This window comes from Pseudomonas sp. MF6396 (assembly GCF_002018915.1).
Lineage (GTDB): Bacteria > Pseudomonadota > Gammaproteobacteria > Pseudomonadales > Pseudomonadaceae > Aquipseudomonas > Aquipseudomonas palmensis.
The window spans coordinates 100,552-123,790 of sequence record NZ_MVOK01000013.1; the positions used below are offsets into that span (position 1 = coordinate 100,552).

Annotated in this window: 23 protein-coding genes and 1 tRNA gene; 11 read left to right on the forward strand and 13 right to left on the reverse strand. The window is 62.6% G+C overall.

Features of this window, described 5'->3' with window-relative positions; translation table 11 throughout:
• Positions 1 to 20 precede the first annotated feature (20 nt).
• Both MF6396_RS15180 and MF6396_RS15185 read right to left on the reverse strand, forming a co-directional pair.
• On the reverse strand, positions 21 to 1,391 hold the full coding sequence (locus MF6396_RS15180) for a nucleobase:cation symporter-2 family protein (protein WP_043860837.1): 1,371 nt from the start codon (positions 1,389 to 1,391) through the stop codon (positions 21 to 23).
• Positions 1,392 to 1,608: 217 nt separating this feature from the next.
• The gene (locus MF6396_RS15185; RefSeq protein ID WP_043860836.1) at positions 1,609 to 2,280 is read right to left on the reverse strand and encodes a Bax inhibitor-1/YccA family protein; all 672 of its coding nucleotides are present in this window, start codon (positions 2,278 to 2,280) and stop codon (positions 1,609 to 1,611) included.
• Between the two features lie 121 nt (positions 2,281 to 2,401).
• Between MF6396_RS15185 and MF6396_RS15190 the strand changes: the two genes are divergently transcribed.
• Positions 2,402 to 2,489 (forward strand) — tRNA-Ser (locus MF6396_RS15190).
• Between the two features lie 616 nt (positions 2,490 to 3,105).
• On the opposite strand, the gene MF6396_RS15195 is transcribed toward MF6396_RS15190, so the two are convergent.
• The 4 genes from MF6396_RS15195 to MF6396_RS15215 all read right to left on the reverse strand — a co-directional run bounded on the left by MF6396_RS15195 (position 3,106) and on the right by MF6396_RS15215 (position 5,662).
• Positions 3,106 to 3,405: a hypothetical protein gene (locus tag MF6396_RS15195; protein WP_043861032.1), complete on the reverse strand. Its 300-nt coding sequence runs from the start codon at positions 3,403 to 3,405 to the stop codon at positions 3,106 to 3,108.
• Positions 3,406 to 3,705: 300 nt separating this feature from the next.
• Positions 3,706 to 3,984 (reverse strand): hypothetical protein, encoded by a 279-nt coding sequence (locus tag MF6396_RS15205; protein WP_153046092.1) that lies wholly within the window; start codon positions 3,982 to 3,984, stop codon positions 3,706 to 3,708.
• Positions 3,985 to 4,191: 207 nt separating this feature from the next.
• Positions 4,192 to 4,860 (reverse strand): GntR family transcriptional regulator, encoded by a 669-nt coding sequence (locus tag MF6396_RS15210; protein WP_043861034.1) that lies wholly within the window; start codon positions 4,858 to 4,860, stop codon positions 4,192 to 4,194.
• A gap of 67 nt (positions 4,861 to 4,927) precedes the next feature.
• A complete protein-coding gene (locus tag MF6396_RS15215) occupies positions 4,928 to 5,662 on the reverse strand; it encodes an SDR family NAD(P)-dependent oxidoreductase (protein WP_078480772.1) in 735 nt (244 codons plus the stop codon).
• Between the two features lie 185 nt (positions 5,663 to 5,847).
• On the opposite strand from MF6396_RS15215, the gene MF6396_RS15220 reads away from it, so the two are divergent.
• From MF6396_RS15220 to MF6396_RS15230, 3 genes are read left to right on the forward strand one after another with little or no spacing between them, the layout of a single operon-like run.
• Positions 5,848 to 6,879, forward strand: coding sequence for an ABC transporter substrate-binding protein (locus MF6396_RS15220; RefSeq protein WP_078480774.1), 1,032 nt, complete (start codon positions 5,848 to 5,850; stop codon positions 6,877 to 6,879).
• 57 nt (positions 6,880 to 6,936) lie between these two features.
• The gene (locus MF6396_RS15225) at positions 6,937 to 8,004 is read left to right on the forward strand and encodes a phosphotransferase (RefSeq protein WP_078480780.1); all 1,068 of its coding nucleotides are present in this window, start codon (positions 6,937 to 6,939) and stop codon (positions 8,002 to 8,004) included.
• Positions 8,001 to 9,320, forward strand: coding sequence for an aspartate aminotransferase family protein (locus MF6396_RS15230; RefSeq protein WP_078480781.1), 1,320 nt, complete (start codon positions 8,001 to 8,003; stop codon positions 9,318 to 9,320). Before MF6396_RS15225 ends, MF6396_RS15230 begins: the two co-directional genes overlap by 4 nt.
• A 21-nt stretch (positions 9,321 to 9,341) precedes the next feature.
• Here the strand turns inward: MF6396_RS15230 and MF6396_RS15235 are convergent, their stop codons facing one another.
• From MF6396_RS15235 to MF6396_RS15245, 3 genes are all read right to left on the reverse strand, one after another.
• Entirely contained in the window at positions 9,342 to 9,851 is a 510-nt protein-coding gene (locus tag MF6396_RS15235; RefSeq protein WP_078480783.1) for a flavin reductase family protein, read from the reverse strand.
• 85 nt (positions 9,852 to 9,936) lie between these two features.
• Entirely contained in the window at positions 9,937 to 10,968 is a 1,032-nt protein-coding gene (locus MF6396_RS15240) for a methionine synthase (RefSeq protein ID WP_043861040.1), read from the reverse strand.
• Positions 10,969 to 10,996: 28 nt separating this feature from the next.
• Positions 10,997 to 11,980 (reverse strand): DUF1852 domain-containing protein, encoded by a 984-nt coding sequence (locus MF6396_RS15245; RefSeq protein ID WP_043861041.1) that lies wholly within the window; start codon positions 11,978 to 11,980, stop codon positions 10,997 to 10,999.
• Positions 11,981 to 12,315: 335 nt separating this feature from the next.
• On the opposite strand from MF6396_RS15245, the gene MF6396_RS15250 reads away from it, so the two are divergent.
• A complete protein-coding gene (locus tag MF6396_RS15250) occupies positions 12,316 to 12,498 on the forward strand; it encodes a hypothetical protein (RefSeq protein ID WP_054916126.1) in 183 nt (60 codons plus the stop codon).
• A gap of 90 nt (positions 12,499 to 12,588) precedes the next feature.
• Here MF6396_RS15250 and MF6396_RS29045 read toward each other — a convergent pair whose 3' ends face one another.
• Positions 12,589 to 13,053, reverse strand: a complete 465-nt coding sequence (locus MF6396_RS29045) for a hypothetical protein (protein WP_238596440.1) — start codon at positions 13,051 to 13,053, stop codon at positions 12,589 to 12,591.
• A 36-nt stretch (positions 13,054 to 13,089) separates the two neighbouring features.
• Positions 13,090 to 14,277, reverse strand: a complete 1,188-nt coding sequence (locus MF6396_RS15260; protein WP_058541189.1) for an MFS transporter — start codon at positions 14,275 to 14,277, stop codon at positions 13,090 to 13,092.
• Positions 14,278 to 14,511: 234 nt separating this feature from the next.
• Here MF6396_RS15260 and ggt point away from each other — a divergent pair, with 234 nt between their 5' ends.
• A complete protein-coding gene (gene ggt, locus MF6396_RS15265) occupies positions 14,512 to 16,290 on the forward strand; it encodes a gamma-glutamyltransferase (protein WP_078480825.1) in 1,779 nt (592 codons plus the stop codon).
• Between the two features lie 76 nt (positions 16,291 to 16,366).
• Entirely contained in the window at positions 16,367 to 16,834 is a 468-nt protein-coding gene (locus tag MF6396_RS15270) for a YbaK/EbsC family protein (protein WP_043861044.1), read from the forward strand.
• A gap of 114 nt (positions 16,835 to 16,948) precedes the next feature.
• On the opposite strand, the gene MF6396_RS15275 is transcribed toward MF6396_RS15270, so the two are convergent.
• The gene (locus MF6396_RS15275; RefSeq protein WP_043861086.1) at positions 16,949 to 17,263 is read right to left on the reverse strand and encodes a hypothetical protein; all 315 of its coding nucleotides are present in this window, start codon (positions 17,261 to 17,263) and stop codon (positions 16,949 to 16,951) included.
• Between the two features lie 96 nt (positions 17,264 to 17,359).
• Between MF6396_RS15275 and MF6396_RS15280 the strand changes: the two genes are divergently transcribed.
• Positions 17,360 to 17,737: an SH3 domain-containing protein gene (locus tag MF6396_RS15280; protein ID WP_078480784.1), complete on the forward strand. Its 378-nt coding sequence runs from the start codon at positions 17,360 to 17,362 to the stop codon at positions 17,735 to 17,737.
• 117 nt (positions 17,738 to 17,854) lie between these two features.
• Positions 17,855 to 18,160 carry an NIPSNAP family protein gene (locus tag MF6396_RS15285; protein ID WP_043861047.1) on the forward strand — a complete coding sequence of 102 codons (306 nt, stop codon included), beginning with the start codon at positions 17,855 to 17,857 and terminating at the stop codon, positions 18,158 to 18,160.
• Between the two features lie 78 nt (positions 18,161 to 18,238).
• Here the strand turns inward: MF6396_RS15285 and MF6396_RS15290 are convergent, their stop codons facing one another.
• Positions 18,239 to 19,729 carry an aldehyde dehydrogenase family protein gene (locus MF6396_RS15290; protein WP_043861048.1) on the reverse strand — a complete coding sequence of 497 codons (1,491 nt, stop codon included), beginning with the start codon at positions 19,727 to 19,729 and terminating at the stop codon, positions 18,239 to 18,241.
• A gap of 359 nt (positions 19,730 to 20,088) precedes the next feature.
• Between MF6396_RS15290 and MF6396_RS15295 the strand changes: the two genes are divergently transcribed.
• On the forward strand, positions 20,089 to 21,012 hold the full coding sequence (locus MF6396_RS15295; protein WP_058541186.1) for a transporter: 924 nt from the start codon (positions 20,089 to 20,091) through the stop codon (positions 21,010 to 21,012).
• Positions 21,013 to 21,046: 34 nt separating this feature from the next.
• Positions 21,047 to 23,119, forward strand: coding sequence for a PQQ-dependent dehydrogenase, methanol/ethanol family (locus MF6396_RS15300; RefSeq protein WP_078480786.1), 2,073 nt, complete (start codon positions 21,047 to 21,049; stop codon positions 23,117 to 23,119).
• Positions 23,120 to 23,239: the final 120 nt, after the last annotated feature.

A 23,239-nucleotide genomic window follows, 5' to 3' on the forward strand; every position in this document is an offset into this window, starting at 1 on the left:
GGGCAGCTTGGCAAGCGGCCTCAGTTCTGCGCTTTGGACTCGGGCAGGAACCAGTTCAGCACCAGCGCACAGATGCCGCCGGTTGCCACGCCAGACTCCAGCACATTGCGCAGTGCCGATGGCATGTGCGCCAGGAATTCCGGCACCTGCGCCACGCCCAGGCCCAACGCCAGGGACACCGCGATGATCAGCAGGGCGCGACGGTCCAGGCTGATGCTGGCCAGAATATTGATACCCGAGGCCGCTACGGCACCGAACATCACCATCGCAGCGCCACCCAGCACCGGCTCCGGCACCGCCTGGATCACCCCGGCCACGCTTGGGAACAGCCCCAGAATCACCAGCATTGCGGCAATCCAGATACCGATATGGCGGCTGGCAATACCGGTCAGCTGGATCACGCCGTTGTTCTGCGCGAACACCGAGCTGGGGAAGGTGTTGAATACACCGGCCAGCAGCGAGTTGGCGCCGTTGACCAGCACGCCGCCCTTGATGCGTTGCATCCACAGCGGGCCTTCGACCGGCTGACGCGACACCTTGCTGGTGGCGGTAACGTCGCCGATGGCTTCCAGCGAAGTCACCAGGTAGATCACCAGCATCGGAATGAACAGCGCCCAGGAGAAACTCAGGCCGAAGTGCAATGGCACCGGCACCTGGAATACGGCGGCTTCATGCATGCCGGTGAAGTCCAGGCGGCCCAGGTAGCCGGCCAGTGCGTAGCCGACGGCCAGCGCGATCACGATCGCGCAACTGCGCATCCACACCACCGGGATGCGGTTGAGTACCACGATGATGGCCAGCACCACGCCGGACAGCAGCAGGTTTTCGCCGTTGGCGAAGGTGCCGTTGGCCATGGCGCCGAAGCCGCCGCCCATGCTGATCAGGCCCACCTTGATCAGCGTGAGGCCGATCATCAGCACTACTATGCCGGTGACCAGGGGGGTGATCAGGCGTTTCACGAACGGCAGAATGCGCGAAATGCCCATCTCAACGAACGAGCCGGCAATCACCACACCAAAGATCGCCGCCATTACGCCTTCTACGGGCGTACCTTGCTTGACCATCAGCGCGCCGCCGGCGATCAGCGGGCCAACGAAGTTGAAGCTGGTGCCTTGCACGATCAACAGCCCGGCGCCGAAGGGCCCGAAGCGTCGGCATTGCACGAAGGTGGCGATCCCGGAGATCACCAGCGACATCGACACGATCAGGTTGGTATCGCGGGCCGATACGCCGAGTGCCTGGCAGATCAGCAGGCCGGGGGTAACGATAGGCACGATGATCGCTAGCAGGTGCTGCAGGGCAGCGAGCAGGGCGATCAGCGGCCGGGGCCGGTCTTCCAGGCCTAGAACCAGTTCATTGGCCTGTTCGGGCGCTTGTTCGAGTGAGCTCATGGGTGTTGCTGCCCCGGGCAGAAAAAAGGAGCGCATTCTACGGCGCGCGCGGGGATTGGGGTAGTCCAGTTTGCCAGCATTATCTGGCGCTACAGCCCGCGGGGCGTAGGGGTCGGCCTTGCCAGCGAACGAGCGCGAAGCCAGCGCCCCTCAAACGCCACCCACAAAAAAGCCCGCCGAAGCGGGCTTTTTCAACACTCAACCAACCAAGCTCGGATCAGTCATCCCGACCCATCAGCCCGAACAGTTGCAGCAGGCTGACGAACAGGTTGTAGATCGATACATACAGGCTGATGGTCGCCATGATGTAGTTACGCTCACCGCCGTGGATGATTGCGCTGGTCTGGAACAGGATGCACACCGACGAGAACAGCACGAAACCTGCGCTGATCGCCAGTTGCAGGCCGCTGATCTGGAAGAAGAAGCTTGCCAGCACAGCGCCCAGCAGCACGAAGAAGCCTGCGGTGATGAAGCCGCCCAGGAAGCTCATGTCCTTGCGGGTGATCAGCACGTAGGCCGACAGACCACCGAACACCAGTGCGGTCATGGCGAATGCCGAGCTGACCACTTCAGCGCCGCCGGCCATGCCCAGGTAGCGGTTGAGGATAGGGCCGAGCAGGAAGCCCATGAAACCGGTCAGCGCGAAGGTGGACACCAGGCCCCATACCGAATCACGCAGCTTGTTGGTGAGGAAGAACAGGCCGTAGAAGCCGATCAGCACCACGAAAATGTTCGGGTAGCCGACGCGCATCTGTTGGGCCACATAGGCCATGACACCACTGAAAGCGAGGGTTATGGCCAGCAGGCCATAGGTGTTGCGCAGGACGCGGCTGACCTCTTGCTGTTCGACCTGCAGGCCGTGGTTGACGGCGTAATCCTGTTCGCGCATGGCGACACTCCTGTGGGTTTGAAACGTTCAGATGCAAAGATCATAACAGAGGCGCGCAGACCAGCCACCTAGAGAGTTTGACAGCTTGTTTCATTTCGGTATTATGGCGCCCGCAATACGAGGAAGCGTGGCCGAGTGGTTTAAGGCAACGGTCTTGAAAACCGTCGATGGGCAACTATCCTAGAGTTCGAATCTCTACGCTTCCGCCATCTTCAAAGCCCTGATTAGTCAGGGCTTTTTGCGTTTTTGGAGCATGCAAAAACGACCCCAGGAACCGCCCTTGGGAATGGTTTGAACCCAAAGCGTTTCTGATACTTCCTCATTTGGCGGTTTCGCCAACGCCCCAATTCTTCGCAGCACGCGCTCGTATGTCACCGTGGCCCCGCCGATGGCGACGACGTGCCCGGTCCCCCCAGCACCACCAGCCTGGGCAATGCAGGAACCGTTGCACTCGTCGAGAAGCAGGCAAGCTGTTTTCGATCTACGCAGAGACCTCATCGTCGAACCAGCAGCCGTAGCCCAACCAAAGTGTGGCGAAACCAAACAACCAGTAGTGCAACCTGGTAGATAGGCACTATTTTTCTCTCTGGAAAAGTTAGCCGCGCAAAAGAATCGGGCTGTTTCGTGCACTATTTTTTCAAGGCGCTCAGGTGCGTGACGAGTGAATGACGATTGGAGGGTGGGCTGATCAGGGCCTAAAAAGAAAAACTTGCGAGCAGGCCATGGCGGCCTGCTGCAGTAACAGTCAGGAGTAGCGAGTGCAATAGTGTTTTTTACTTTACAGCTTTTCTGGAGGGCTACTCTTTTTGCGGTGCTTTCTGGTTTTTAAGATGCACTCCGGCAGCTTTCGCAGCGCCATCCCTTGTAACTTTCGGCTTTTTCAAGCGCTGCAACCAGATCACGACCGGCTATCGTGTTTTGGCAGTTGTTGTGTTTTTCGTTTGGTTTTCTCATCCCCTCGCATTGTTTCTTCAGGAAGGGGCTCACCACCGCCTGCTGCCTTGACGTAAGCGCTCTGAACCCCTTGTCTACGGCTAGCTGGGCGTAGCTTTGTACGCTCGGCTTTTCACCTTGGAATGCGTTCTGCGCGATAAGGGCCGAGAAAATCTCTCGCTCGATAGTCATTCGTTAATCCTTTATTCAACCAACAAGTTTGCTCGTGTTTTTTATTATTCTGAGCAATGCGAAAGCATACGTTACCATCGGGTGAGGTTTTATTGAACTGGGTTTCCATCCAGCTATAAAAACGCACGGCTTCACATTTTTTGGTCAATAAAGGTTGGGTTCCTGGTATTTAAAATATTTCAACAGGTCATTGTTACAATTTATTTCTTGTTCAAAAAAAGTTTCGCTCTCACTTTAATGGGGTCGTGCACCGTGTAAGTTTCCTGCCTTTCCCACTAAGTTTTACGGTGACGACACGCCTTATGAGTTTTTATGAAGTTCCGCGATTTCCTGTGCCGGGCTGCCACTGAGTGCGCAGCTCGTGGGGAACACCCGCCCTGTCGATTTCAGTTGCAGGTCGTGCAGGTCCTTCGTCAGCCCCTGGTTCATCGCCACAAGCTTGGCAATGTTCCTGCGCGCCTTGCCCAGCTCTCGGGTCAGGTATTCGGCCTCATTCGTAATGAGCACCACCTGGTGCTTCCACATCTCCAGCTCAGTGGGCGCTCCGAAGCCGTCAAAGTCTTCAATGTCTTGGGTCATTTCCGCCACCATATGGATACTGTTTGCATATACAGTAATCCAGTCGGGTGAGCACGGCGAGCCGAGGCGACGAATTGCACGGGGAGGGGGGTTTTTTCGGTCGGCAGGACGCCGGAACAGGGGTGAGAATCGGTTTCAGAACGCCAGCGGCGCCACTTGCAGCATGCGGCCTGTCGCATGCCGAGTTATCGCCAGCACCACGCCCCTTCAGTCATGCTCCATCTGAACATACTCCAGCATCTTCTGGCTCCCATCCAGAATGTCACTGCAGATCGCCAGGCGAGCCGCCGCACCATCGCGCTGCTTCAACGCCTCCAGCACATCCCAGTGATGATCAATCGCCATGCGCTCGTTGAACCCGCCGTAGGCCCGGGCAATCAGCGGCCCGGTACGCATCCACAACCCATCCAGCAGGCTGACCAGCACCGGCATATCGGCGATTTCCGCCAACCTGAAGTGAAACTCGTGGTTGAAGGTCAGCGCGGACCTCAAGTCATTGTCCTTGATCGCCACCAGGTTGTTCTGAATGCAGGTTTGCAGCCGCGCCACTTGCTCCTCGGTCGCCAGCGATGCAGCTGTTTCGGCCGCCAACCCCTCGAGCGAGAGCCGGATGCTCCTGATCTCCAGGTACTGCTTGGAAGTCAGTACCGGCACACGAATGTCCCGCGGTGTCTTTAGAACCAGCGCCTGCTCCTTTGCCAGTTGAAGAATCGCGTCCCGCACAGGCGTGACACTCGTACCCAGCTGTTCGGCAAGGTCGCGTATGCGCAGCCGGTCGTTAGGCTGGAAGCGCCCTGTAATTAGGGCTTCGCGCAGCAGGCCATAGATACCGCTGCCAAGGTAGGAGTGTTTCAGGTGCTCAATCGGATAATTCATCGCGTACTCGTGTGCGGCACAGGCCCGGCGGGAGAGGGGAGGCTACCGGCAGCGATTATCGAGTAACTCAAACATGTTGCCCACCGTTTACATGGATTTCTGCGCCATTGACGTACGAAGCGCCCTGCGTGCAGAGAAAATGCACCAACGCCGCGACTTCCTCGGGCTTGCCCATGCGTTTCATCGGGATCGATCGCTCCACGATCAGCTCGGTGCCAGCGGACAGAATGGAGGTGTCGATCTCCCCCGGGGCGATCGCGTTCACACGAACCCCATAGGGCCCGAAGTCATGCGCCATCTCGCGAGTCAGCGCCGACAGCGCCGCTTTGGAGCAGGCATACGCCACCCCTGCGAACGGGTGCACCCGCGAACCGGCAATGGAGGTGACGTTGATCACCGAGCCCTTTGCCGCCTTGAGCTCCTCGAACAACCCCCGCGCCAGCAGGGCCGTCGAGAAGATGTTCACGTTGAACACATTCAGCCAGGTCGAGTAGTCGGACTCCAGCACCCCCAGTCGCCCACCATCCGGGCCTTTGGGTGAAACGCCGGCGTTGTTGACCAACGCATCCAGCCGCCCCCCGAGTTTTTCCCGGATTTCCGGAAGCCTGCGCTGTATGTCCTCCACGCTCCCCAGGTCGAGGTGAATGTGGTTGGCGATGCCTTCGGCCCAGGGGCAGCCTTCGCCCAGGTCCTGCCTCGAGGCGGTAAACACGCGCCAACCCGCAGCACTGAAATGTTTCACGGTGGCGTGGCCGATGCCCCGGCTGGCACCGGTGAGAAGCAGCGTACGTTGATCGGTCATGGCGGGTTCCCTGTTCATTGGTGAGGGCAAGTGTAGCGTAAAATATGATGCATCATATTTATTATGTGTTTTAATGCGTCCCGTCCCCACCGGGGAAGCGTCACGTTCGATCGATTGCTGCCACTACAAGAAAACTGCCATCCCTTTAAAGCTGCCCACGACCCGTAGCTGACCTGGAGAGACGCATGAATAAGAAAATCGCAGCTGTACTTTTGCTCGCAACCATCGCAAGCCCGCTGTATGCCGCTGAAAAGCTGACCGTGGTGTCCTTCGGCGGCAACAACCGCCAGGCGCAGGAGAAGGCGTTCTACAAACCCTTCACCGCCCAGACCGGCGTGGCCATCACCGCCGACGACTACAACGGCGAAATGGCCAAGATCAAGGTGATGGCCGACACCGGCAAAACCAGCTGGGATGTGGTGGAGGTCGAATCGCCCGAGCTCATCCGTGGTTGCAGCGAAGGGGTGTTCGAACCGCTGGACTGGAGCCGGATAGGCAACAGGGAAGACTTCATTCCTGCGGCCGTCAGCGACTGTGGTGTCGGCATCTTCATCTGGTCCACCGTGCTGACCTACGACCCCAAGAAGCTCGCCTCCAGCCCGCAAGGCTGGGCCGACTTCTGGGACCTGAAGAAGTACCCCGGCAAGCGCGGCCTGCGCCGCGGCGCGAAGTTCACGCTGGAGTTCGCGCTGCTGGCCGATGGGGTAGACAACAAGGACCTCTACACGCTGCTGGGTACTGAAGAGGGTGTCAAACGTGCGTTCAAGAAGCTCGATGAAATCAAGTCCAGCATCCAGTGGTGGGACTCCGGCGCGCAGCCGCTGCAATGGCTGATCGCCGGTGACGTGGTCATGACCTCCGCCTACAACGGCCGTGTCACCTCTGCCCAGGAGGAAGGCCAGTCGTTTGCGATGCAATGGAATGGCAGCCTCTACGATCTCGATCACTGGGCCATCGTGAAAGGGGCGCCGAAAAAGGAGTTGGCCGAGCGCTTCATCGCGTTCGCCAGCGAGCCCATGCAACAGAAGAACTTCGTCGAGGCCATCCCCTACGGGCCCAGCAACACCGGCGCGATGGACCTGCTGGACAAGCGCGTGGGCGAAAAACTGCCCACCGCCCCGCAAAACCTGAAAAACGCCCGTGCCACCGACGCCGAGTTCTGGATCGACCACGGTGAGGACCTGGAGGAACGCTTCAACGCCTGGGTCAACAAGTGATGCATGGCGCCCCTGAAACCGGGGGCGCCATTCAAAGGCCGTATAAGGATGCGAGTCATGCCCCTTGAAAATCTGGCTGTCGATGACAGCCTGCTCGAAGCTGCTCCGGCACGGGTCACCGATGCGCAGGCGTGTGCAGTGCTGCGCCAGCAATTCGGTTTGAGCGGCACGCTCGAAAAACTGGGCGGCGAGCGCGACCTCAATTTCCGCGTGATGCTTCAAGACGGCTCATCCCGGTTGTTCAAGCTCTCCCACCCGCTTGAAAACCCCGATGTGGTCGACTTCCACAATCAGGCGATGCGAAGAATCGAGCTTCGCGATCCCGGGCTTGCGGTTCAGCGCGTGCACCCCTCGCTTGAGGGCCAGTACGCCACCTTCGTCGAGATCGACGGGCAGCGCATGCTGGCGCGGCTGCTGTCCTTCGAAGACGGCATGCCCCTTCACTGCGTGAGTCACCCCACACCGACGTTTCGCCGGGTCATCGGGCAGTCCATCGCCCGGCTTGACGTGGCGCTGCAAGGGTTTGCCCACCCCGCCGCCGGGCATGCGCTGCTGTGGGACATGCAGCACGCCGCGCACCTTCGACCGCTGCTGGTGCACATCGAACCCGGCCCCGGACGAAGCCTGGTGCAGCGCAGCCTCGAGCAGTATGCGTCGGTGGTGGTGCCAAGCATCCCCGGGTTGCGCAAGCAGGTCATTCACAACGACACCAACCCGCACAACATCATCGTGGATGCCCACAACCCCGATGTGCTGCGCAGCATCCTCGATTTCGGTGACATGGTGCATGCGCCCCTGGTCAACGAGGTCGCGGTTGCCGCTTCCTACCACCTTGGGCAGGTAGGCGATGTACTGGAGCCGGCCCTGGATGTGATTGTCGGCTACCACCAGTGCAACCCCCTGAACCAGCAGGAGCTGGCGCTGCTGCCCGAGCTGCTGGCCACGCGCCTGGCGTTGGCCCTGTGCATCAACTCCTGGCGCGCCGAACTGCATCCGGACAATCGCCAGTACATCCTTCGAAACACTCAGCGTGCCTGGGCAAACCTGAAGGCACTGTCGGCGCTGTCTCGCGCTGAAACAGAAGACCGAATTGCTTCGGCCTGCCTGCGAGCAAATCGAGCATGAGCATGATCAACGGCTTCACGTCAGCCGACGCCACCCGGCTTTCGGCATCGCAGCGACGCCTGATCGAGCGCCGCGAGCGGCTACTGGGCCCGGCATACCGTCTGTTCTACGAGCGACCGCTGCACACTGTTCGAGGGGAGGGCGTATGGCTCTTCGACGAGCAGGGCCGTCGCTACCTGGACGCCTACAACAACGTTGCCTCCATCGGTCACTGCCATCCCCGGGTGGTCGAGGCGATGCATCGGCAGTCGCAGGTGCTGAACACGCACACCCGTTACCTGCAGGAGGGCATTCTCGACTATGCCGAGCAGTTGCTCGGTACCTTCACCGATGACCTGGATCGCGTCATGTTCACCTGCTCCGGGAGCGAGGCGAATGATCTGGCGCTGCGCATCGCCAAGCACTGCACCGGTGGCACCGGCGTCATCATCACCCGGTTCGCCTACCACGGCGTCACCGCAGACATCGCCGAGCTTTCACCATCGCTTGGCAGCGCCATGGTGCTCCCGGCGCATGTGCGCACCGTTCGCGCACCTGACGCTTACCGTCTGGGGGCCGAAAACGTGGCGTCGATGTTCGCCGCAGACGTGCGCGCCGCAATCGATGACCTCAAGGCGCACGGCATCCGCCCGGCGGCAATCCTGCTGGATGGCATCTTCTCCAGCGACGGCGTGCTGCCCGGGCCGGCGGGCTGTATCGCCGAGGGTGTGGCGCTGGCCCAGGCCGAAGGCCTGCTGTACATCGCCGATGAGGTACAGCCGGGTTTTGCGCGTACCGGCCTTAACATGTGGGGGTTTACCAGGCACAACGTGCGCCCGGACCTCGTCACCCTCGGCAAGCCCATGGGCAATGGCCAGCCCATTGCCGGCATCGTCGGGCGCTCCCAGGTGGTCGATCACTTCGGCAGGAGCATGCGCTACTTCAATACCTTTGGCGGCAACCCGGTCTCGTGCGCGGCAGGTCAGGCGGTGCTGGACGTCATCCGCGAAGAACACCTGCAGCAGAGGGCCCATCACATTGGCAGCTACCTGCTGGACGGCCTGACACGGCTTGCCCAGCGCCATCAAATGATCGGCGACGTCAGGGGGGCCGGCATGTTCCTTGGGGTTGAGCTGGTCACCGACCGCGCAACCAGGGCACCCGCAGCCAGGCAGGCCCGCCAGGTGGTCAACGCGATGCGCGAGCAGGGCGTGCTGATCAGCGCCGCCGGTCCGCACCAGAACGTGCTCAAAATCCGTCCGCTGCTGGCGTTTACCCAAGAGCATGCGCAGATGCTTGTGGAAGCGGTCGATACCGCGATGCAAGGGGCTTGTTGAGAAGGCCAGGCCCCTGGTTCCTCAGCCTGCGCCGTGGGCGGCGAGGTTGCAGTATTGCCCCTTGAAGTACAGCAAGGGCTGTGTGGCGGCAGTTTGCTGCAGGTTCAGCGCCTTCACTTCGCCAATCACGATCAGGTGATCACCGGCGACGTGTTCGGCGTGGATCTCGCAATCGAGCCAGTGCAGGCTGCCGGCAATGATCGGGTTGCCCAGTGGCGATGCCTGCCATTGCACGCCCTGCCACTTGTCGGTACCTCGTCGGGCGAACTGGTTGGAGATCCCGACCTGTTCACCGGACAGGATGTTGACTGCGAAGCGGCCTGCCTGGCGGATCCTGGGGTAGCTGGCCGAACCGGCCATCACGCTGAACGACACCAGCGGCGGGCTCATCGACACGCTATAGAACGACTGGCAGGTAAAGCCGACCGGCTCCTCCTCGATCTGCGACGTGATCACGGTGATACCCGATGCGTAGTGCCCGAGCGCTTCGCGAAAGCGCAATGGCTCGATGGCAGTACTGTAACGTGACATGGTAGGTCCTGGCTGAAGGGGCGGATCCAAAGGCGGCGGGGAGGGGTCATGCCGCTCGATCAGCGCTGCAACCCCTCCTGCACCCTTATCGGTTCAAGAGCTCTCTGCGCACGATGTCCGCGCCGGCGCTCAAGGCGTTCAGCTTGCCGCGCGCCACCTCGCGGGGCAGAGGGGCCATGCCGCAGTTGGTGCACGGGTAGAGCTTGTCGGCGTCCACGAACTGCAGCGCTTTGCGCAGGGTGTTGGCCACTTCCTCGGGGGTTTCGATGGCGTGGTTCGCCACATCGATGGCCCCCACCATCACTTTCTTGCCGCGAATCAGCTCGATCAGGTCCATCGGGACATGGGAGTTGTGGCACTCCAGCGAGATGATATCGATGCCGGATTTCTGCAGCTTGGGGAAGGCTTCCTCATATTGGCGCCACTCCGAGCCCAGCGTCTTTTTCCAGTCGGTATTGGCCTTGATGCCGTAGCCGTAGCAAATATGCACGGCCGTTTCACATTTGAGCCCTTCGATCGCCCGTTCCAGAGTGGCCACGCCCCAGTCATTCACCTCGTCGAAGAACACGTTGAAGGCAGGCTCGTCGAACTGGATGATGTCCACGCCCGCCGCCTCCAGCTCTCGGGCTTCCTGATTGAGGATCTTGGCAAATTCCCAAGCCAGCTTTTCCCGGCTTTTGTAGTGGCTGTCATACAGCGTATCGATCATGGTCATGGGGCCGGGCAGGGCCCATTTGATGGGCTGGCTGGTCTGCTGGCGCAGAAACCTGGCATCTTCGACAAACACCGGTTTTTGCCTGGCAACAGCACCCACAACGGTCGGCACGCTTGCGTCATAGCGGTCACGAATTCTGACGGTTTCGCGCTTTTCGAAATCCACTCCGCTCAGGTGCTCGATAAAGGTGGTAACGAAATGCTGGCGGGTCTGTTCGCCGTCGCTGACGATATCAATGCCTGCGTGTTGCTGTTCCTGCAGGGCCAGGCGCAAGGCGTCCTGCTTGCCTTCGAGCAGCTCCTCGCCGTGCAGCTTCCAGGGCGACCAGAGCGTCTCGGGTTGTGCAAGCCAGGACGGTTTGGGCAGGCTGCCAGCAGTGGAGGTGGGTAGCAGTTTTTTCACGATAGATGACCTTGTATGTTCTGAATGATCAAAGCGCGTATTGGGCGGACCACTGCTCAAGCACGGTCTGGTAGGGCTTGATGAAGTGCTCTTCGACAAACCTGCCCTGTTCGATGGCCAACTGACTGCGCTCTTCTCGATCGTAGACAATGCGGGTCAACGAGTAATCCTGGTGATTCAAGCTCGGCTGATAGGATCGACCTGCTGCTGAATTCGCGTTGTAGATTTCAGGGCGATAGATCTTCTGGAAAGTATCCATCGTGCTGATGGTGCTGATCAGTTCAAGGTTGGTGTAATCCCCAAGCAGGTCCCCAGCAAAGTAGAACGCCAGCGGTGCCACGCTGTTGGCAGGCATGAAGTAGCGAACCTTCAGGCCCATCTTCCGGAAGTACTCATCGGTCAGGGAATATTCGTCCTGCTGGTATTCGGTGCCCAATACCGGGTGCTGGTTTTCGGTGCGCTGATAAGTCTTGCTGCTGGAAACACTCAGGCAGATGACCGGTGGTTTTTTGAAGTGTTCTTTATAAGTGCTCGAGTTCACGAAATGCTTGAACAGCTTGCCGTGCAGCTCGCCGAAATCCTCCGGCGTGCTGAACCCCTGCTGGTTCTTGTTGTGCCCCAGCAACAGCACGCTGAAGTCATAATCGCGCACGTACGAGGAGAAGTTGTTGCCTACGATACCCTCGATGCGTTCGCTTGTTTTGCGATCCACAATGGTGGTCTGCAATATTTCAATCAGCGGCAGGGCGGTGTCCCTGTGCTCGGCATCCATGTTCATTTCCACGGAAATGATTTCAAGTTCGACGTTGTAGCGGTCGCCTTTCGGGTTGTCCCAGTGCGCCAGGGCGTTGAAACGATTGTCGATCATCGTCAGGGTGTTGCGCAGGTTCTCCTGGCGACGCTGCCCCCTCGCCAGGTTTGCGAAGTTGGTGGTCGTGCGGGTGTTTTCAGCGGGGCGATAATGTTCGTCGAAACGAATACGCTTGATCGAGAATGTAAATGCTGTGCTCATTTTAATCGGGTGCCCTGATGGTCCGAGATAAAAACCGAATCTACATTTGCCCTCTTCGGCAAGTTTGATTCGTTGTAGGTTTTTTTGCTCGGTCGTCTTGAAGTGTTCCTTAATTGGGGCGTATTTTATGTCCGGGCATCGAACGAGTTAAATTGAATTGATTTCATGGGAACGTTAGCCACCCTCATGATGCTCATCTGCAGGGCTTTTGATTATTATTTTCCGCCTTGGCCAATAAGCGGCAGGTTCGCTTTTTCAAGATGCGCGCAGGCCATGGTGACCATTGAGGCCTCAAGGCGCTGGAGGCCATGGCGTCACTTGTTGCGGATATATAAATGAAACCACTGATCACGGCCCTTGCGCTGTTCATCCTCGCCGGCTGTACCTCCAGCGGCGCTCCCACGGCTGAGCAGCAAACCCGGGAATGCATGAACTATCACGCCATGATGACTGCGCCCATGGCGCCCGATGCCATGCAGCGCCTCAAGGCTGCATGCGAACAGTCCAGGCTTCGATAACGGCCTAGGCTCTGTACGAAAAGCCTTGATACTCGGTGATGCTGCGTTGAAAACAGCCTGACCTTCGTCTCAAGACTTTTCATACAGACCCTAGTCCCAGGCCATCACCACGCCTTCCAGCCGGCGAAATTCATCCAGTGTGCGGTGGAATTCGGCGCGTTCGAAGGTGGCGGTGCAAGCGGCCTCGAACCAGCTGACGCGGGGCTGCTCCAGGGTGATCACCTCGTGCAGCAGGCCGAAGCGCCGCCAGTGGATGTGATCCTCATGGGCGTGTTGCTCCACGACGATGACCGTGCAGCTCAGGTCCAGGTCATCGGAGCACACCAGCAGCGGCACCAGGGTGGTCCACCCAGGGGCAGTGGAGTAGCTGCGGTCCCACACCAGTTCATTATCGTCTTCGCCGTAGAGGCCGGCATGCGCTGCCACCAGATGAAGCTGTGCAGCGGGGTCTCGTATTGGCAGCCAGACTTCCAGCGGCACGCCATCGATGGCGAATGTCGAGTAGAAGCCCTGGCTGTACTTCGATTTGAAGCTGGCGATTGAAAGCTGGTTCACGTTGGTTTCTTTCCTTTGGCAAAACCTGGCAGGCCCTCAGTGCCCGCCCTTCATCCGCCGCGCCACCAGGTAGATCCCCAACCCCACCAGCGCAGTCGCCGCGCCAATGTAGCCGGTACTGGTCCAGCCGAACCCCGCAGTAATCGCCATGCCGCCAAACCATGGCCCCAGCGCATTGGCCAGGTTGAACGCCGCATGGTTCGATGCCGCCGCCAGGCTCGGCGCTTCATGTGCAATGTCCATCAGGCGAATCTGCAAGGGGGCGGCCAGTGCGATCATGGTGCCGACCAGCCCGCAGCCCAGCAGCACGCCCCACGGCGAACTGGCCGCGAAGGGGAACAGGCTCAGCACGAGAATCGACCATACCAGCACCAACCCCACCGCGCGAAACTGCAGGCGGTCGAACAGCTTGCCGCCCGCGATGTTGCCGATGATGCCGCCCACCCCGAACGCCGCCAGCCCGAATGGAATCCACTGTGGCGACACCTTGGTCACCTGCAGCATGGTCGGCGCCAGGTAACTGAACACGCAGAACATGCCGGCAAAACCGATCGAGGCGATGGCCAGCGCCATCCACACCTGCGGCAGGCGAAACGCCTGGAGCTCCTTGCGCGGGTCGCTGCGCACTTCATCGTGACGCTGCGGCACGTAGCGCCACACCAGCCCGATGGTGCACAGCGCAATCGCGCCCACCAGCACGAACGCCGCGCGCCAACCGAAGAACTGCCCCAGGAAGGTCGCCACCGGGTTGCCCAGCAGCATCGCCAGGGTGAGCCCCATCATCACCCGTGCCACCGCGCCCGCGCGCTGGTCGGTGGCCACCATGCTCGAGGCTACCACCGCCGCGATGCCGAAGTAGGCGCCGTGGGGCAGGCCGCTGATAAAGCGAAACGCCACCAGCCCGGCGAAGGAGGGCGCGAAGGCCGTGGCCAGGTTGCCGATCGCATACAGCGCCATCAGCAACAGCAGCATGTGCTTGCGCAGCAGCTTGGCGCCCAGAATCGCCAGGGCTGGCGCACCCACCATCACGCCCAGGGCATAAGCGCTGATGGCATGGCCCACCTGGGGCTCGCTCAGGTGCAGGTTGCTGGCGATGTCGGGCATCAGCCCCATGATCGCGAACTCGCCGGTACCGATGGCAAAACTCCCCAGGGCCATGGCGGCTTCCATCTTGCCGACGGTGGCTCTGGAATAGGCGAGTGGCGGCGCTTGCTGAATGGTCATCTGAATCCTTGAAACAAACTGAAACGTTAAAGCGGGAAGCTTAATCAATCTGCACCCTACGCGTCGAGAATCAGGGCACGCGCATTGGATTCGCCGCACAAGCCGCGGTGAGTACCGGGCCTGCTCGCGTCAATCACGCTACCATTGCCCGCGTTCCCCAAACGCTCAATGGAGTTGGTCTTGACCGGTTACCCAACCACCCGCAAACACCTGATCCACGCCCTCGGCTTCTCGATGGCAGCGTTGCTGCTCGGCGCCTGCACCAGCGCAACCCCGCCTGCGCCATCCAGCACCGCCTTGCCCGCCGCCCCGGAAATCGCCTCGGGCTACCGCACAGGCATGGCCCCCGTACAGGCACAGCACCACATGGCCGCGGCAGCCAACCCCCTGGCAAGCGCCGCCGGCCAGGCGATGCTGCGCAAGGGCGGGTCTGCGATCGATGCCGCCATTGCCATGCAGGCGGTGTTGACCCTGGTGGAGCCGCAGTCCAGCGGCATCGGCGGCGGTGCCTTCATCCTGTACTGGGATGGCAAGCAGGTGCAGGCGTTCGATGGGCGGGAGACGGCGCCCCAAGGGGCCGACAGCCGCCTGTTCCTGAAGCCGGACGGCACGCCGATGGGATTCAAGGACGCCCAGATCGGCGGTCGCTCGGTGGGCGTGCCCGGTGTGCTCAGGGCCCTGGAGATGGCGCACCAGCAACACGGCAAGCTGCCCTGGCGCGCGCTGTTCCAGCCGGCCATCGACCTGGCCCGCGACGGCTTCCCCGTGTCTGCGCGGCTGCATGCCATGATTGCCGCCTCCACCTCGATACCGCAGTCGCCTGCACTGGCCCGTTACCTGCTCACGCCCCAGGGCCAGCCCTTGCCCGTGGGCACGCTGCTGAAGAACCCCGAACTGGCGCAAACCCTGGAGGCCATCGCCAACCAGGGCCCGGACGCCTTCTACCACGGGCCCATCGCCGAGGCGATGGTGCAGCAGGTCAATACCCACAGTAACCCCGGCACGTTGTCGCTGGGCGACATTGCAGGCTATCGGGCCAAGGTGCGCGCGCCGGTATGCGGGCCGTACAAGCAGTGGACGGTCTGCGGCATGCCGCCACCGTCGTCCGGTGGCGTCGCGGTACTGCAGACGCTGGGCATCCTGGAGGCGCTGCAGCGCCAGAAACCGGCACTGGACCTGGCCGCGATGGCGCCCGAAAAAGCTCGCCCCGGGGGCGTCATGCAACCCTCCGCCCAGGCCGTGCACCTGATTGCCGAAGCCGAGCGCCTGGCCTATGCCGACCGCGCCCTGTACCTGGCCGACAGCGACCAGGTGCCGGTCAATGTGCCAGGGCTCACCAGCAAGGCGTACCTGGCCCAACGCGCCACGCTGATCGGTGACCGGAGCATGGGCGTCGCCACTGCCGGTGTGCCGCCCGGCATGCCCCTGGCATGGGCGCCTGACCGCTCGCCGTTGCGCATTTCCACCTCGCAGATCGTCGCGGTGGACGATCAGGGCGGCGCGCTGTCGATGACCACCTCGGTCGAGGCGGCGTTCGGCTCTCATGTGCTGGTCAAGGGCTTTCTGCTCAACAACCAGATGACCGACTTTTCGTTCATCCCCGAGGAGAACGGCAAGCCGGTGGCCAACCGCGTCGCACCGGGCAAGCGGCCGCGCTCCTCGATGGCGCCGACCCTGGTGTTCGACCAGGCCAGCGGCCAGCTGGTGGCCGCCCTCGGCTCGCCCGGCGGCTCGCAGATCATCGAGTACGTGAACAAGGCGCTGATCGGCTTGCTGGACTGGAAGCTCGACCCGCAGCAGGCCGTCGACCTGCCCAACTTCGGCAGCCGCAACGTCGGCACCGAAGTGGAGGCCGGGCTGATCGGCCCCGCCCTGATCGAGCAGCTCGAGGCTCGCGGGCATGCGGTATCGCCCATCGAGATGACCAGCGGCACGCAGGTCATCGTGCGTGATGGGCAGGGCTGGTCGGCCGGTGCCGACCCACGTCGCGAGGGCGTCGCGTTGGGCGACTGAGTTTTTTGCCTGCCCAAGCTGGTAGGGTACGCAACGGTATCCCGCCAGGGCTGTTTTTTCAGAGGATCAAGCGAAGATGAGTCTGCAGTCAGTCAAAGCGTTTTTCTCCCACCATTCACCCGACCTGCAGGTGCTGGAACTGGCGTCCAGCACCGCCACCGTCGCCCTGGCCGCCGAGGCGCTGGCGGTCGAGCCGGGGCAGATCGCCAAGTCGCTCTCGCTGCGCGTGGGCGAGGAGGTGATCGTGCTGGTGGTACGCGGCGATGCGCGCCTGTGCAACCGCAAGTACAAGCAGCAGTTCGGCGTCAAGGCACGCATGCTCGAGGCCGAGCAGGTCGAGCAGCACACCGGCCACCCTATCGGCGGCGTGTGCCCCTTCGGCCTGAGCCAGCCGTTGCGGGTGTACTGCGACGAGTCGCTGAAGGACTTCGAGGTGGTCTTCCCCGCCGGCGGTGCGGTCAATGCGGCGGTGCGCATCGAGCCCGAGCGCCTGGCTACCCTGGTCAACGCGCAGTGGGTCGACGTGATCCAGCCACTGGCCTGAAGTCGCCAGGCGCGCAAGCGGTGGTGGCGCGGGGTTATGAAAACCGCTCGATTATCCGTTGCAGGGCAACGGCGGGCAGGCCGACTTGCCACGGCAAGCCGGCCTGCCTGGGGGTCACACGCAGATCTGCTTGCGCGCACCGCGTGGCAGGCGGCAACGGTCGGCCTGGCTGCTCAGGCGGGCCTGCCAGCTGGCCTTGACGCTGAACGCGGGCACCGGCGCCGGTGCGGCCTGTTGCTGGCGCTGCTTGCGCAGTTCGGCCAGCGAAGGGGTCTTGGCCTTGGCGGCCACGGCTGCCGAGTCGGGGGCAGCCAGCGAGCGCAGGCAGGACTTGCACGACACCTGATCCGCTGCCTGAGTGCTGTTGAGGGTCTGACTGGTACGCCCGCAGGCGGCATTGGCGCCGTTCGCCGAATAGTGTGTAACCAAACCGTACATCTCCAACCTGTTGATAACAAAGGCGCTATTTTCGCACAGCCGCGCCGCTGGGTGGGCGCCGGCTTCAGCTCACCTAGGAGAAGACACATGCAATACCGCGTGATTAAAGCGCACCGCAGCGAATTCCCTCAGCCCATCACCTTTGCCAAGGGGGCCGTGCTGGAGGTGGGGGAGGTGTACCAGGGCGATGAAGGATGGGACAACTGGTACTTCTGCACCACGCCCGGCCAGCAGGGTGGCTGGGTGCCGGCGCAGGTGATCGAAAGGCTGGGCGAGCAGGCAGGCCGCGCGCGCGAGGACTACACCGCCAGGGAGCTGGATGTGGACATTGGCGATGAGTTGCTCTGCGTGAGGTCGCTCAACGGCTGGTCCTGGTGCACAAGGCCGCGCGACGCGCAGGCCGGCTGGGTGCCTTCAAGCCATCTGCGCCCCATCGGGCAGGCGCCGGCGGCACCGACCCGCTGAAGGGCTGCACGCGGGTTCAACGGTGCGAGCGCTGATGCTCGCTGCACCCGTCGCGTATTGACGCCCGCCCGTGACGCCCACTAGGCTCGCTGCCGGTCCCTTTCATGGAGTGCTGCAATGGTTACCTGCTACCTGCGCTACATCGTCGATGCCTACAAGCTGCAAGAGTTCGAAGCCTACGGGCGCATGTGGATACCGCTGGTAGAGAAATTCGGCGGCCAGCACCATGGCTACTTCCTGCCCAGCGAAGGCGCCAACAACGTCGCCCTGGCGATGTTCTCGTTCCCCAGCCTGGCAGCGTACGAACGTTACCGCGAACAGTCGAAAACCGACGCCGAGTGCATCGCCGCGTTCAAGTACGCCGAAGACACCCGGTGCATCATCAGCTACGAGCGCAGTTTCTTCCGCCCTGTACTGGGCTGACCCCATCACGGCGCAAGCCCCCTCCTGTGGGAGCGGGCTTGACCCGCGATCGGGCCGCAGAGCGGCCCCAACTGCCGCCTACAGCTTCATCACCACCGACTTCAGCTCGGTGTAATGCTCGATGGCCGCCGCGCCCATCTCGCGCCCCACGCCCGACAGCTTGTAGCCGCCAAACGGCAGCGCCGGGTCCAGCGCACTGTGACAGTTGACCCACACCGAGCCCGACTTGATGCGCGGCACCATGCGGTGCACCTGCGCCAGGTCGTTGGACCAGATGCTCGCGCCCAGGCCATAGGCACTGTCGTTGGCCAGGCGAATCGCCTCGTCCATGTCGTCGAACGGAATCGCCACCAGCACCGGCCCGAAAATCTCCTCCTGCACCAGCGGGCACTGCTGGTCGACGTCGGCAATCACCGTCGGCTGCACGAAATACCCCGGCCCGTAATACTCGCCGCCACACGCCACCTTGGCGCCCAGCTCGCGGCCCATGTCGATGTAGCGGCCCACCCGTGCCTGCTGCTTGGCCGAGATCAACGGGCCCATGTCGATGCTCGGGTCCAGGCCATTGCCCAGCTTCATGCCGTTGGCGATGCCGGCAATATCGGCCACCACGCGGTCGAAATGCTTGCGGTGCACATACAGGCGCGACCCCGCGCAGCACACCTGCCCCTGGTTGAAGAAGATCGCGCTGGCGGCACCGGCAGCGGCCACCTCAAGGTCGGCGTCGGCCAGGATGATGGTCGGCGATTTGCCGCCCAGCTCCAGCGTCACCCGCGTCATCGAATCCATCGCCGCCTTGCCGATCAGCTTGCCCACCTCGGTCGAGCCGGTGAAGGTCACCTTGTCCAGCAGCGGGTGCGCCGACAGCGCCGCACCGGCCACCGCGCCCACGCCGGTGACCACGTTGAACACGCCCGCCGGGTAGCCGGCCTCCAGTACCAGTTCGGCCAGCTTGAGCGCGCTCAGCGGGGTCTCGTCCGCCGGCTTGAGCACCACGCTGCACCCGGTGGCCAGCGCCGGCCCCAGCTTCCAGCAGGCCAGCAGCAGGGGGAAGTTCCACGCCACGATGGCACCCACCACACCCACTGCCTCGCGGCGCACATAGGCATGGAACTCGCCGTCGAACAGCGGCAGCGACGGGTCGACCGTGGTGCCTTCGATCTTGGTTGCCCAGCCGGCCATGTAGCGCAGCGAGTCGATGGCCATCTGCACGTCCATCACCCGCGCCACCTGCGCGCTCTTGCCGTTGTTCAGGCATTCGAGCTCGGCGAACACCTGGGCATCGCGCTCGATCAGGTCGGCCAGCTTCCACAGCAGGTTCTGGCGCTCGCGCGGGCGCATGCGGCTCCAGGGCGAGTCATCGAACGCCTGGCGCGCGGCACGTACCGCCTGGTCGACATCCTCGACCGTGGCGGCAGGCACCTGGGCCAGCGCCTGGCCGTTGGCCGGGTTGAGCAGTTGCAGCGTGGCGCCATCGCTGGCGCCGCGCCAGTCGGCACCGATCAGCATGCGGTGCTGACGCTGCACGAACGCCTGGGTATCACTGTGAACCGGGAAGGCATGGGTCATGGGTGTGGCTCTCTTGTTATTGAAAGGAACCCGAGGCATTCAGCAACCCTTGTGCCAGCTTTTTTCTACTACCAAAGTACTTGTTTTTCAGGGGTTTGGAGGGCTTGAGCCGGTTCTGTGCGTATTAGGTCGAGACAAACGGTGAGACACATGAGACGCCCCTGAGAAACCCCGCAAAGCCTTGCAAACCGGGCCTGCAACGGGGCAGGTGGCAGCCGGGCACTTCACCGCAGGTTGACGTCCTCAAAGCGCAACCAATTGATATCAATGGATTAATTTCGTTGGCACGAAGCCTGCTACGGCCTGTGTGCCGCCCATTGGGGTGGCTCATCCGACAAAAACAATAAACAGGTGACTCGATGAGCAAGACCGTACTGTCAAGCGTGCCGGCACACCGCCGTCGTACTGCATTGGGCTGGGCACAGGCCTGGACGCTGGGCCTCGCCGGCTGCCTGGGCAGCCAGGCGCACGCCGTGGATGTGGACGCCGGGGACTACACCGCGTTGCCCGAAGGCACCAACCTGGGCATGGTCTACTACCAGCATGCCGAACGTCGCTCGCTGTACGCCGGTGGCCACAAGCAGCCGGTGCGTGCCGGGCTGAACTCCGACATCGGCATTCTCAGGGGCGTGCACTTCATGAAGCTGGGCGGGTTCACCATCGACCCGCAGTTCCTGCTGCCCTTCGGCCAGCTCGAAGGCAAGCGCGACACCTCGGGCCTGGGCAAGAGCGATGGCGGCATCGGCGACCTGATCCTGGCCTCCACCGTGTGGCTGGTGGAGCGCCCGGAAGAAAAGACCTATTTCGGCATCACCCCGTTCCTCTACGTGCCCACCGGCCGCTACGACCGCGACGACGCGCTCAACATCGGCGAGAACCGCTGGAAGTTCGCGCTGCAGGCCGGCTACATCCAGGGCCTGGGCGACAAGTGGTGGCTGGACCTGATCGGCGACGTCACCTGGTTCGGCAAGAACGACGACGCCACCTCCGCCGGCCTGACCCTGCGCCAGTCCGCGCTGTACCAGGGCCAGGCGTTCCTGCGCTACCAGCTCACCCCGAGCCTGGACCTGCGCGTGGGCTACTCCAGGTTGTGGGGCGGCGAAACCCGCCTGGACGGCGTCGACCAGCACGACAAACCCGACACCGCCAAGTTTCTGGTGGGCGCAGGCTGGTTCGTCACCCCCAAGACCCAGCTGCTGTTCAACTATGGCCGTGACCAGTCGGTGGAAAACGGTTTCAAGGAAGGCGACCGCTTCAACGTACGCCTGATGCAGGTGTTCTGACCCGCACCTGCAGCCATCACCGAGGACACCGAACATGAAAAAACCTTTGCGTACTTCATTGCTGATGCTGTGCCTGGCCACCCCGCTGGCAGCCCTTGCCGCCGGGGTGGACGAGGCCGCCATCCGCGCCACCGAACAGGCCGGCGGCGAGTGGCTCAGCCACGGCCGCACCTATGCCGAACAACGCTTCAGCCCGCTCAAACAGATCGACGCCAGCAACGTCAAGTCACTGGGCCTGGCCTGGTACATGGACCTGGACAACACCCGCGGCCTGGAGGCGACGCCGCTGTTCCACGACGGGGTGATCTACACCTCGATGTCCTGGAGCCGGGTGATCGCGGTCGACGCCGCCAGCGGCAAGGAGCTGTGGCGCTACGACCCCGAGGTGGCCAAGGTCAAGGCCCGTACCTCGTGCTGCGACGCGGTCAACCGCGGCGTGGCACTGTGGGGCGACAAGGTCTACGTCGGCACCCTGGACGGGCGTCTGATCGCCCTCGACGCCAAGACCGGCAAGGCCATCTGGAGCCAGCAGACCACCGACCCGGCCAAGCCCTACAGCATCACCGGCGCGCCACGGGTGGTCAAAGGCAAGGTCATCATCGGCAACGGCGGCGCCGAATACGGCGTGCGCGGCTTCGTCTCGGCCTATGACGCCGACACCGGCAAACTGGCCTGGCGCTTCTACACCGTACCGGGCGACCCGGCGCTGCCCTACGAGCATCCCGAACTGCGCGAAGCGGCCAAGACCTGGCAGGGCGACCAGTACTGGAAGCTCGGCGGTGGCGGCACGGTGTGGGACAGCATGGCCTACGACCCCGAGCTGGACCTGCTCTACGTCGGCACCGGCAACGGCTCGCCGTGGAACCGCGAGGTGCGCAGCCCGGGCGGTGGCGACAACCTGTACCTGTCGTCGATCCTCGCCATCCGCCCCGACACCGGCAAGCTGGCCTGGCACTACCAGGTCACCCCGGGCGACAGCTGGGACTTCACCGCCACCCAGCAGATCACCCTGGCCGAGCTGAACATCGACGGCAAACCGCGCAAGGTCCTGATGCAGGCGCCTAAAAACGGCTTCTTCTACGTGCTCGACCGCACCAACGGCAAGCTGATCTCGGCCGAGAAGTTCGGCAAGGTCACCTGGGCCGAGAAGGTCGACCTCGCCACCGGCCGGCCGGTCGAGGCCCTTGGGGTGCGCTACGAAAAAGAGCCCATCGTGATGTGGCCCAGCCCCTTCGGCGCGCACAACTGGCATTCGATGTCGTTCAACCCCGGCACCGGCCTGGTGTACATCCCCTACCAGGAAGTGCCTGGTGTGTATCGCAACGAAGGCAAGGACTTCGTTACCCGCAAGGCATTCAACACCGCCGCCGGCTTTGCCGACGCCACCGACGTGCCGGCCGCCGTGGTCAGCGGCGCCTTGCTGGCCTGGGACCCGGTCAAGCAGAAGGCCGCCTGGAAGGTGCCGTACCCCACGCACTGGAACGGCGGCACCCTGAGCACCGCCGGCAACCTGGTGTTCCAGGGCACCGCGGCGGGGCAGATGCATGCCTATTCCGCCGACAAGGGCGAGGCGCTGTGGCAGTTCGAGGCGCAAAGCGGCATCGTTGCCGCGCCCATGACCTTCGAACTGGCCGGGCGTCAGTACGTGGCGATCATGGCCGGCTGGGGCGGCGTGGCCACCCTGACCGGCGGCGAGTCGATGAACCTGCCAGGCATGAAGAACCGCAGCCGCCTGCTGGTGTTCGCCCTCGATGGCAAGGCGCAGTTGCCGCCACCGGCCCCGGCGCCCGCCAAGGTCGAGCGCGTGCCCCAGCCCGTCACCGCAGCACCCGAGCAGGTGCAGGCCGGCAAGCAGCTGTATGGCCAGTTCTGCAGCGTGTGCCACGGCATGGGCACCATCAGCGGCGGTTTGATCCCCGACCTGCGCCAGTCCAGCGACGCCACCCGCGAGCACTTCCAGCAGATCGTCCTGCAGGGCGCGCTCAAGCCACTGGGCATGCCGTCGTTCGACGACTCGCTCAAGCCCGAGGAGGTCGAGCAGATCAAGCTCTACGTGATGTCGCGCGAGTACGAGGACTACATGGCGCGCCACAAAGCCGCACCTTGAATCGCGCCGGCGGCCTGTGTACGTCACAGGCCGCCGGTCGGGTGCGTGTTGGTGCTCCGGGTCGATCTGGTCTTTTCTGAAAGTAGTCACATCGCTGGCAGTCTTTGTGACCTCAACGGA

Coding starts and splice junctions, on each gene's coding strand:
- MF6396_RS15180 (WP_043860837.1), bottom strand. CDS start 1,391: ATGAGCTCACTCGAACAAGCGCCCGAACAGGCCAATGAACTGGTTCTA.
- MF6396_RS15185 (WP_043860836.1), bottom strand. CDS start 2,280: ATGCGCGAACAGGATTACGCCGTCAACCACGGCCTGCAGGTCGAACAG.
- MF6396_RS15195 (WP_043861032.1), bottom strand. CDS start 3,405: ATGACTATCGAGCGAGAGATTTTCTCGGCCCTTATCGCGCAGAACGCA.
- MF6396_RS15205 (WP_153046092.1), bottom strand. CDS start 3,984: ATGACCCAAGACATTGAAGACTTTGACGGCTTCGGAGCGCCCACTGAG.
- MF6396_RS15210 (WP_043861034.1), bottom strand. CDS start 4,860: ATGAATTATCCGATTGAGCACCTGAAACACTCCTACCTTGGCAGCGGT.
- MF6396_RS15215 (WP_078480772.1), bottom strand. CDS start 5,662: ATGACCGATCAACGTACGCTGCTTCTCACCGGTGCCAGCCGGGGCATC.
- MF6396_RS15220 (WP_078480774.1), top strand. CDS start 5,848: ATGAATAAGAAAATCGCAGCTGTACTTTTGCTCGCAACCATCGCAAGC.
- MF6396_RS15225 (WP_078480780.1), top strand. CDS start 6,937: ATGCCCCTTGAAAATCTGGCTGTCGATGACAGCCTGCTCGAAGCTGCT.
- MF6396_RS15230 (WP_078480781.1), top strand. CDS start 8,001: ATGAGCATGATCAACGGCTTCACGTCAGCCGACGCCACCCGGCTTTCG.
- MF6396_RS15235 (WP_078480783.1), bottom strand. CDS start 9,851: ATGTCACGTTACAGTACTGCCATCGAGCCATTGCGCTTTCGCGAAGCG.
- MF6396_RS15245 (WP_043861041.1), bottom strand. CDS start 11,980: ATGAGCACAGCATTTACATTCTCGATCAAGCGTATTCGTTTCGACGAA.
- MF6396_RS15250 (WP_054916126.1), top strand. CDS start 12,316: ATGAAACCACTGATCACGGCCCTTGCGCTGTTCATCCTCGCCGGCTGT.
- MF6396_RS15260 (WP_058541189.1), bottom strand. CDS start 14,277: ATGACCATTCAGCAAGCGCCGCCACTCGCCTATTCCAGAGCCACCGTC.
- ggt (WP_078480825.1), top strand. CDS start 14,512: ATGGCAGCGTTGCTGCTCGGCGCCTGCACCAGCGCAACCCCGCCTGCG.
- MF6396_RS15270 (WP_043861044.1), top strand. CDS start 16,367: ATGAGTCTGCAGTCAGTCAAAGCGTTTTTCTCCCACCATTCACCCGAC.
- MF6396_RS15280 (WP_078480784.1), top strand. CDS start 17,360: ATGCAATACCGCGTGATTAAAGCGCACCGCAGCGAATTCCCTCAGCCC.
- MF6396_RS15285 (WP_043861047.1), top strand. CDS start 17,855: ATGGTTACCTGCTACCTGCGCTACATCGTCGATGCCTACAAGCTGCAA.
- MF6396_RS15290 (WP_043861048.1), bottom strand. CDS start 19,729: ATGACCCATGCCTTCCCGGTTCACAGTGATACCCAGGCGTTCGTGCAG.
- MF6396_RS15295 (WP_058541186.1), top strand. CDS start 20,089: ATGAGCAAGACCGTACTGTCAAGCGTGCCGGCACACCGCCGTCGTACT.
- MF6396_RS15300 (WP_078480786.1), top strand. CDS start 21,047: ATGAAAAAACCTTTGCGTACTTCATTGCTGATGCTGTGCCTGGCCACC.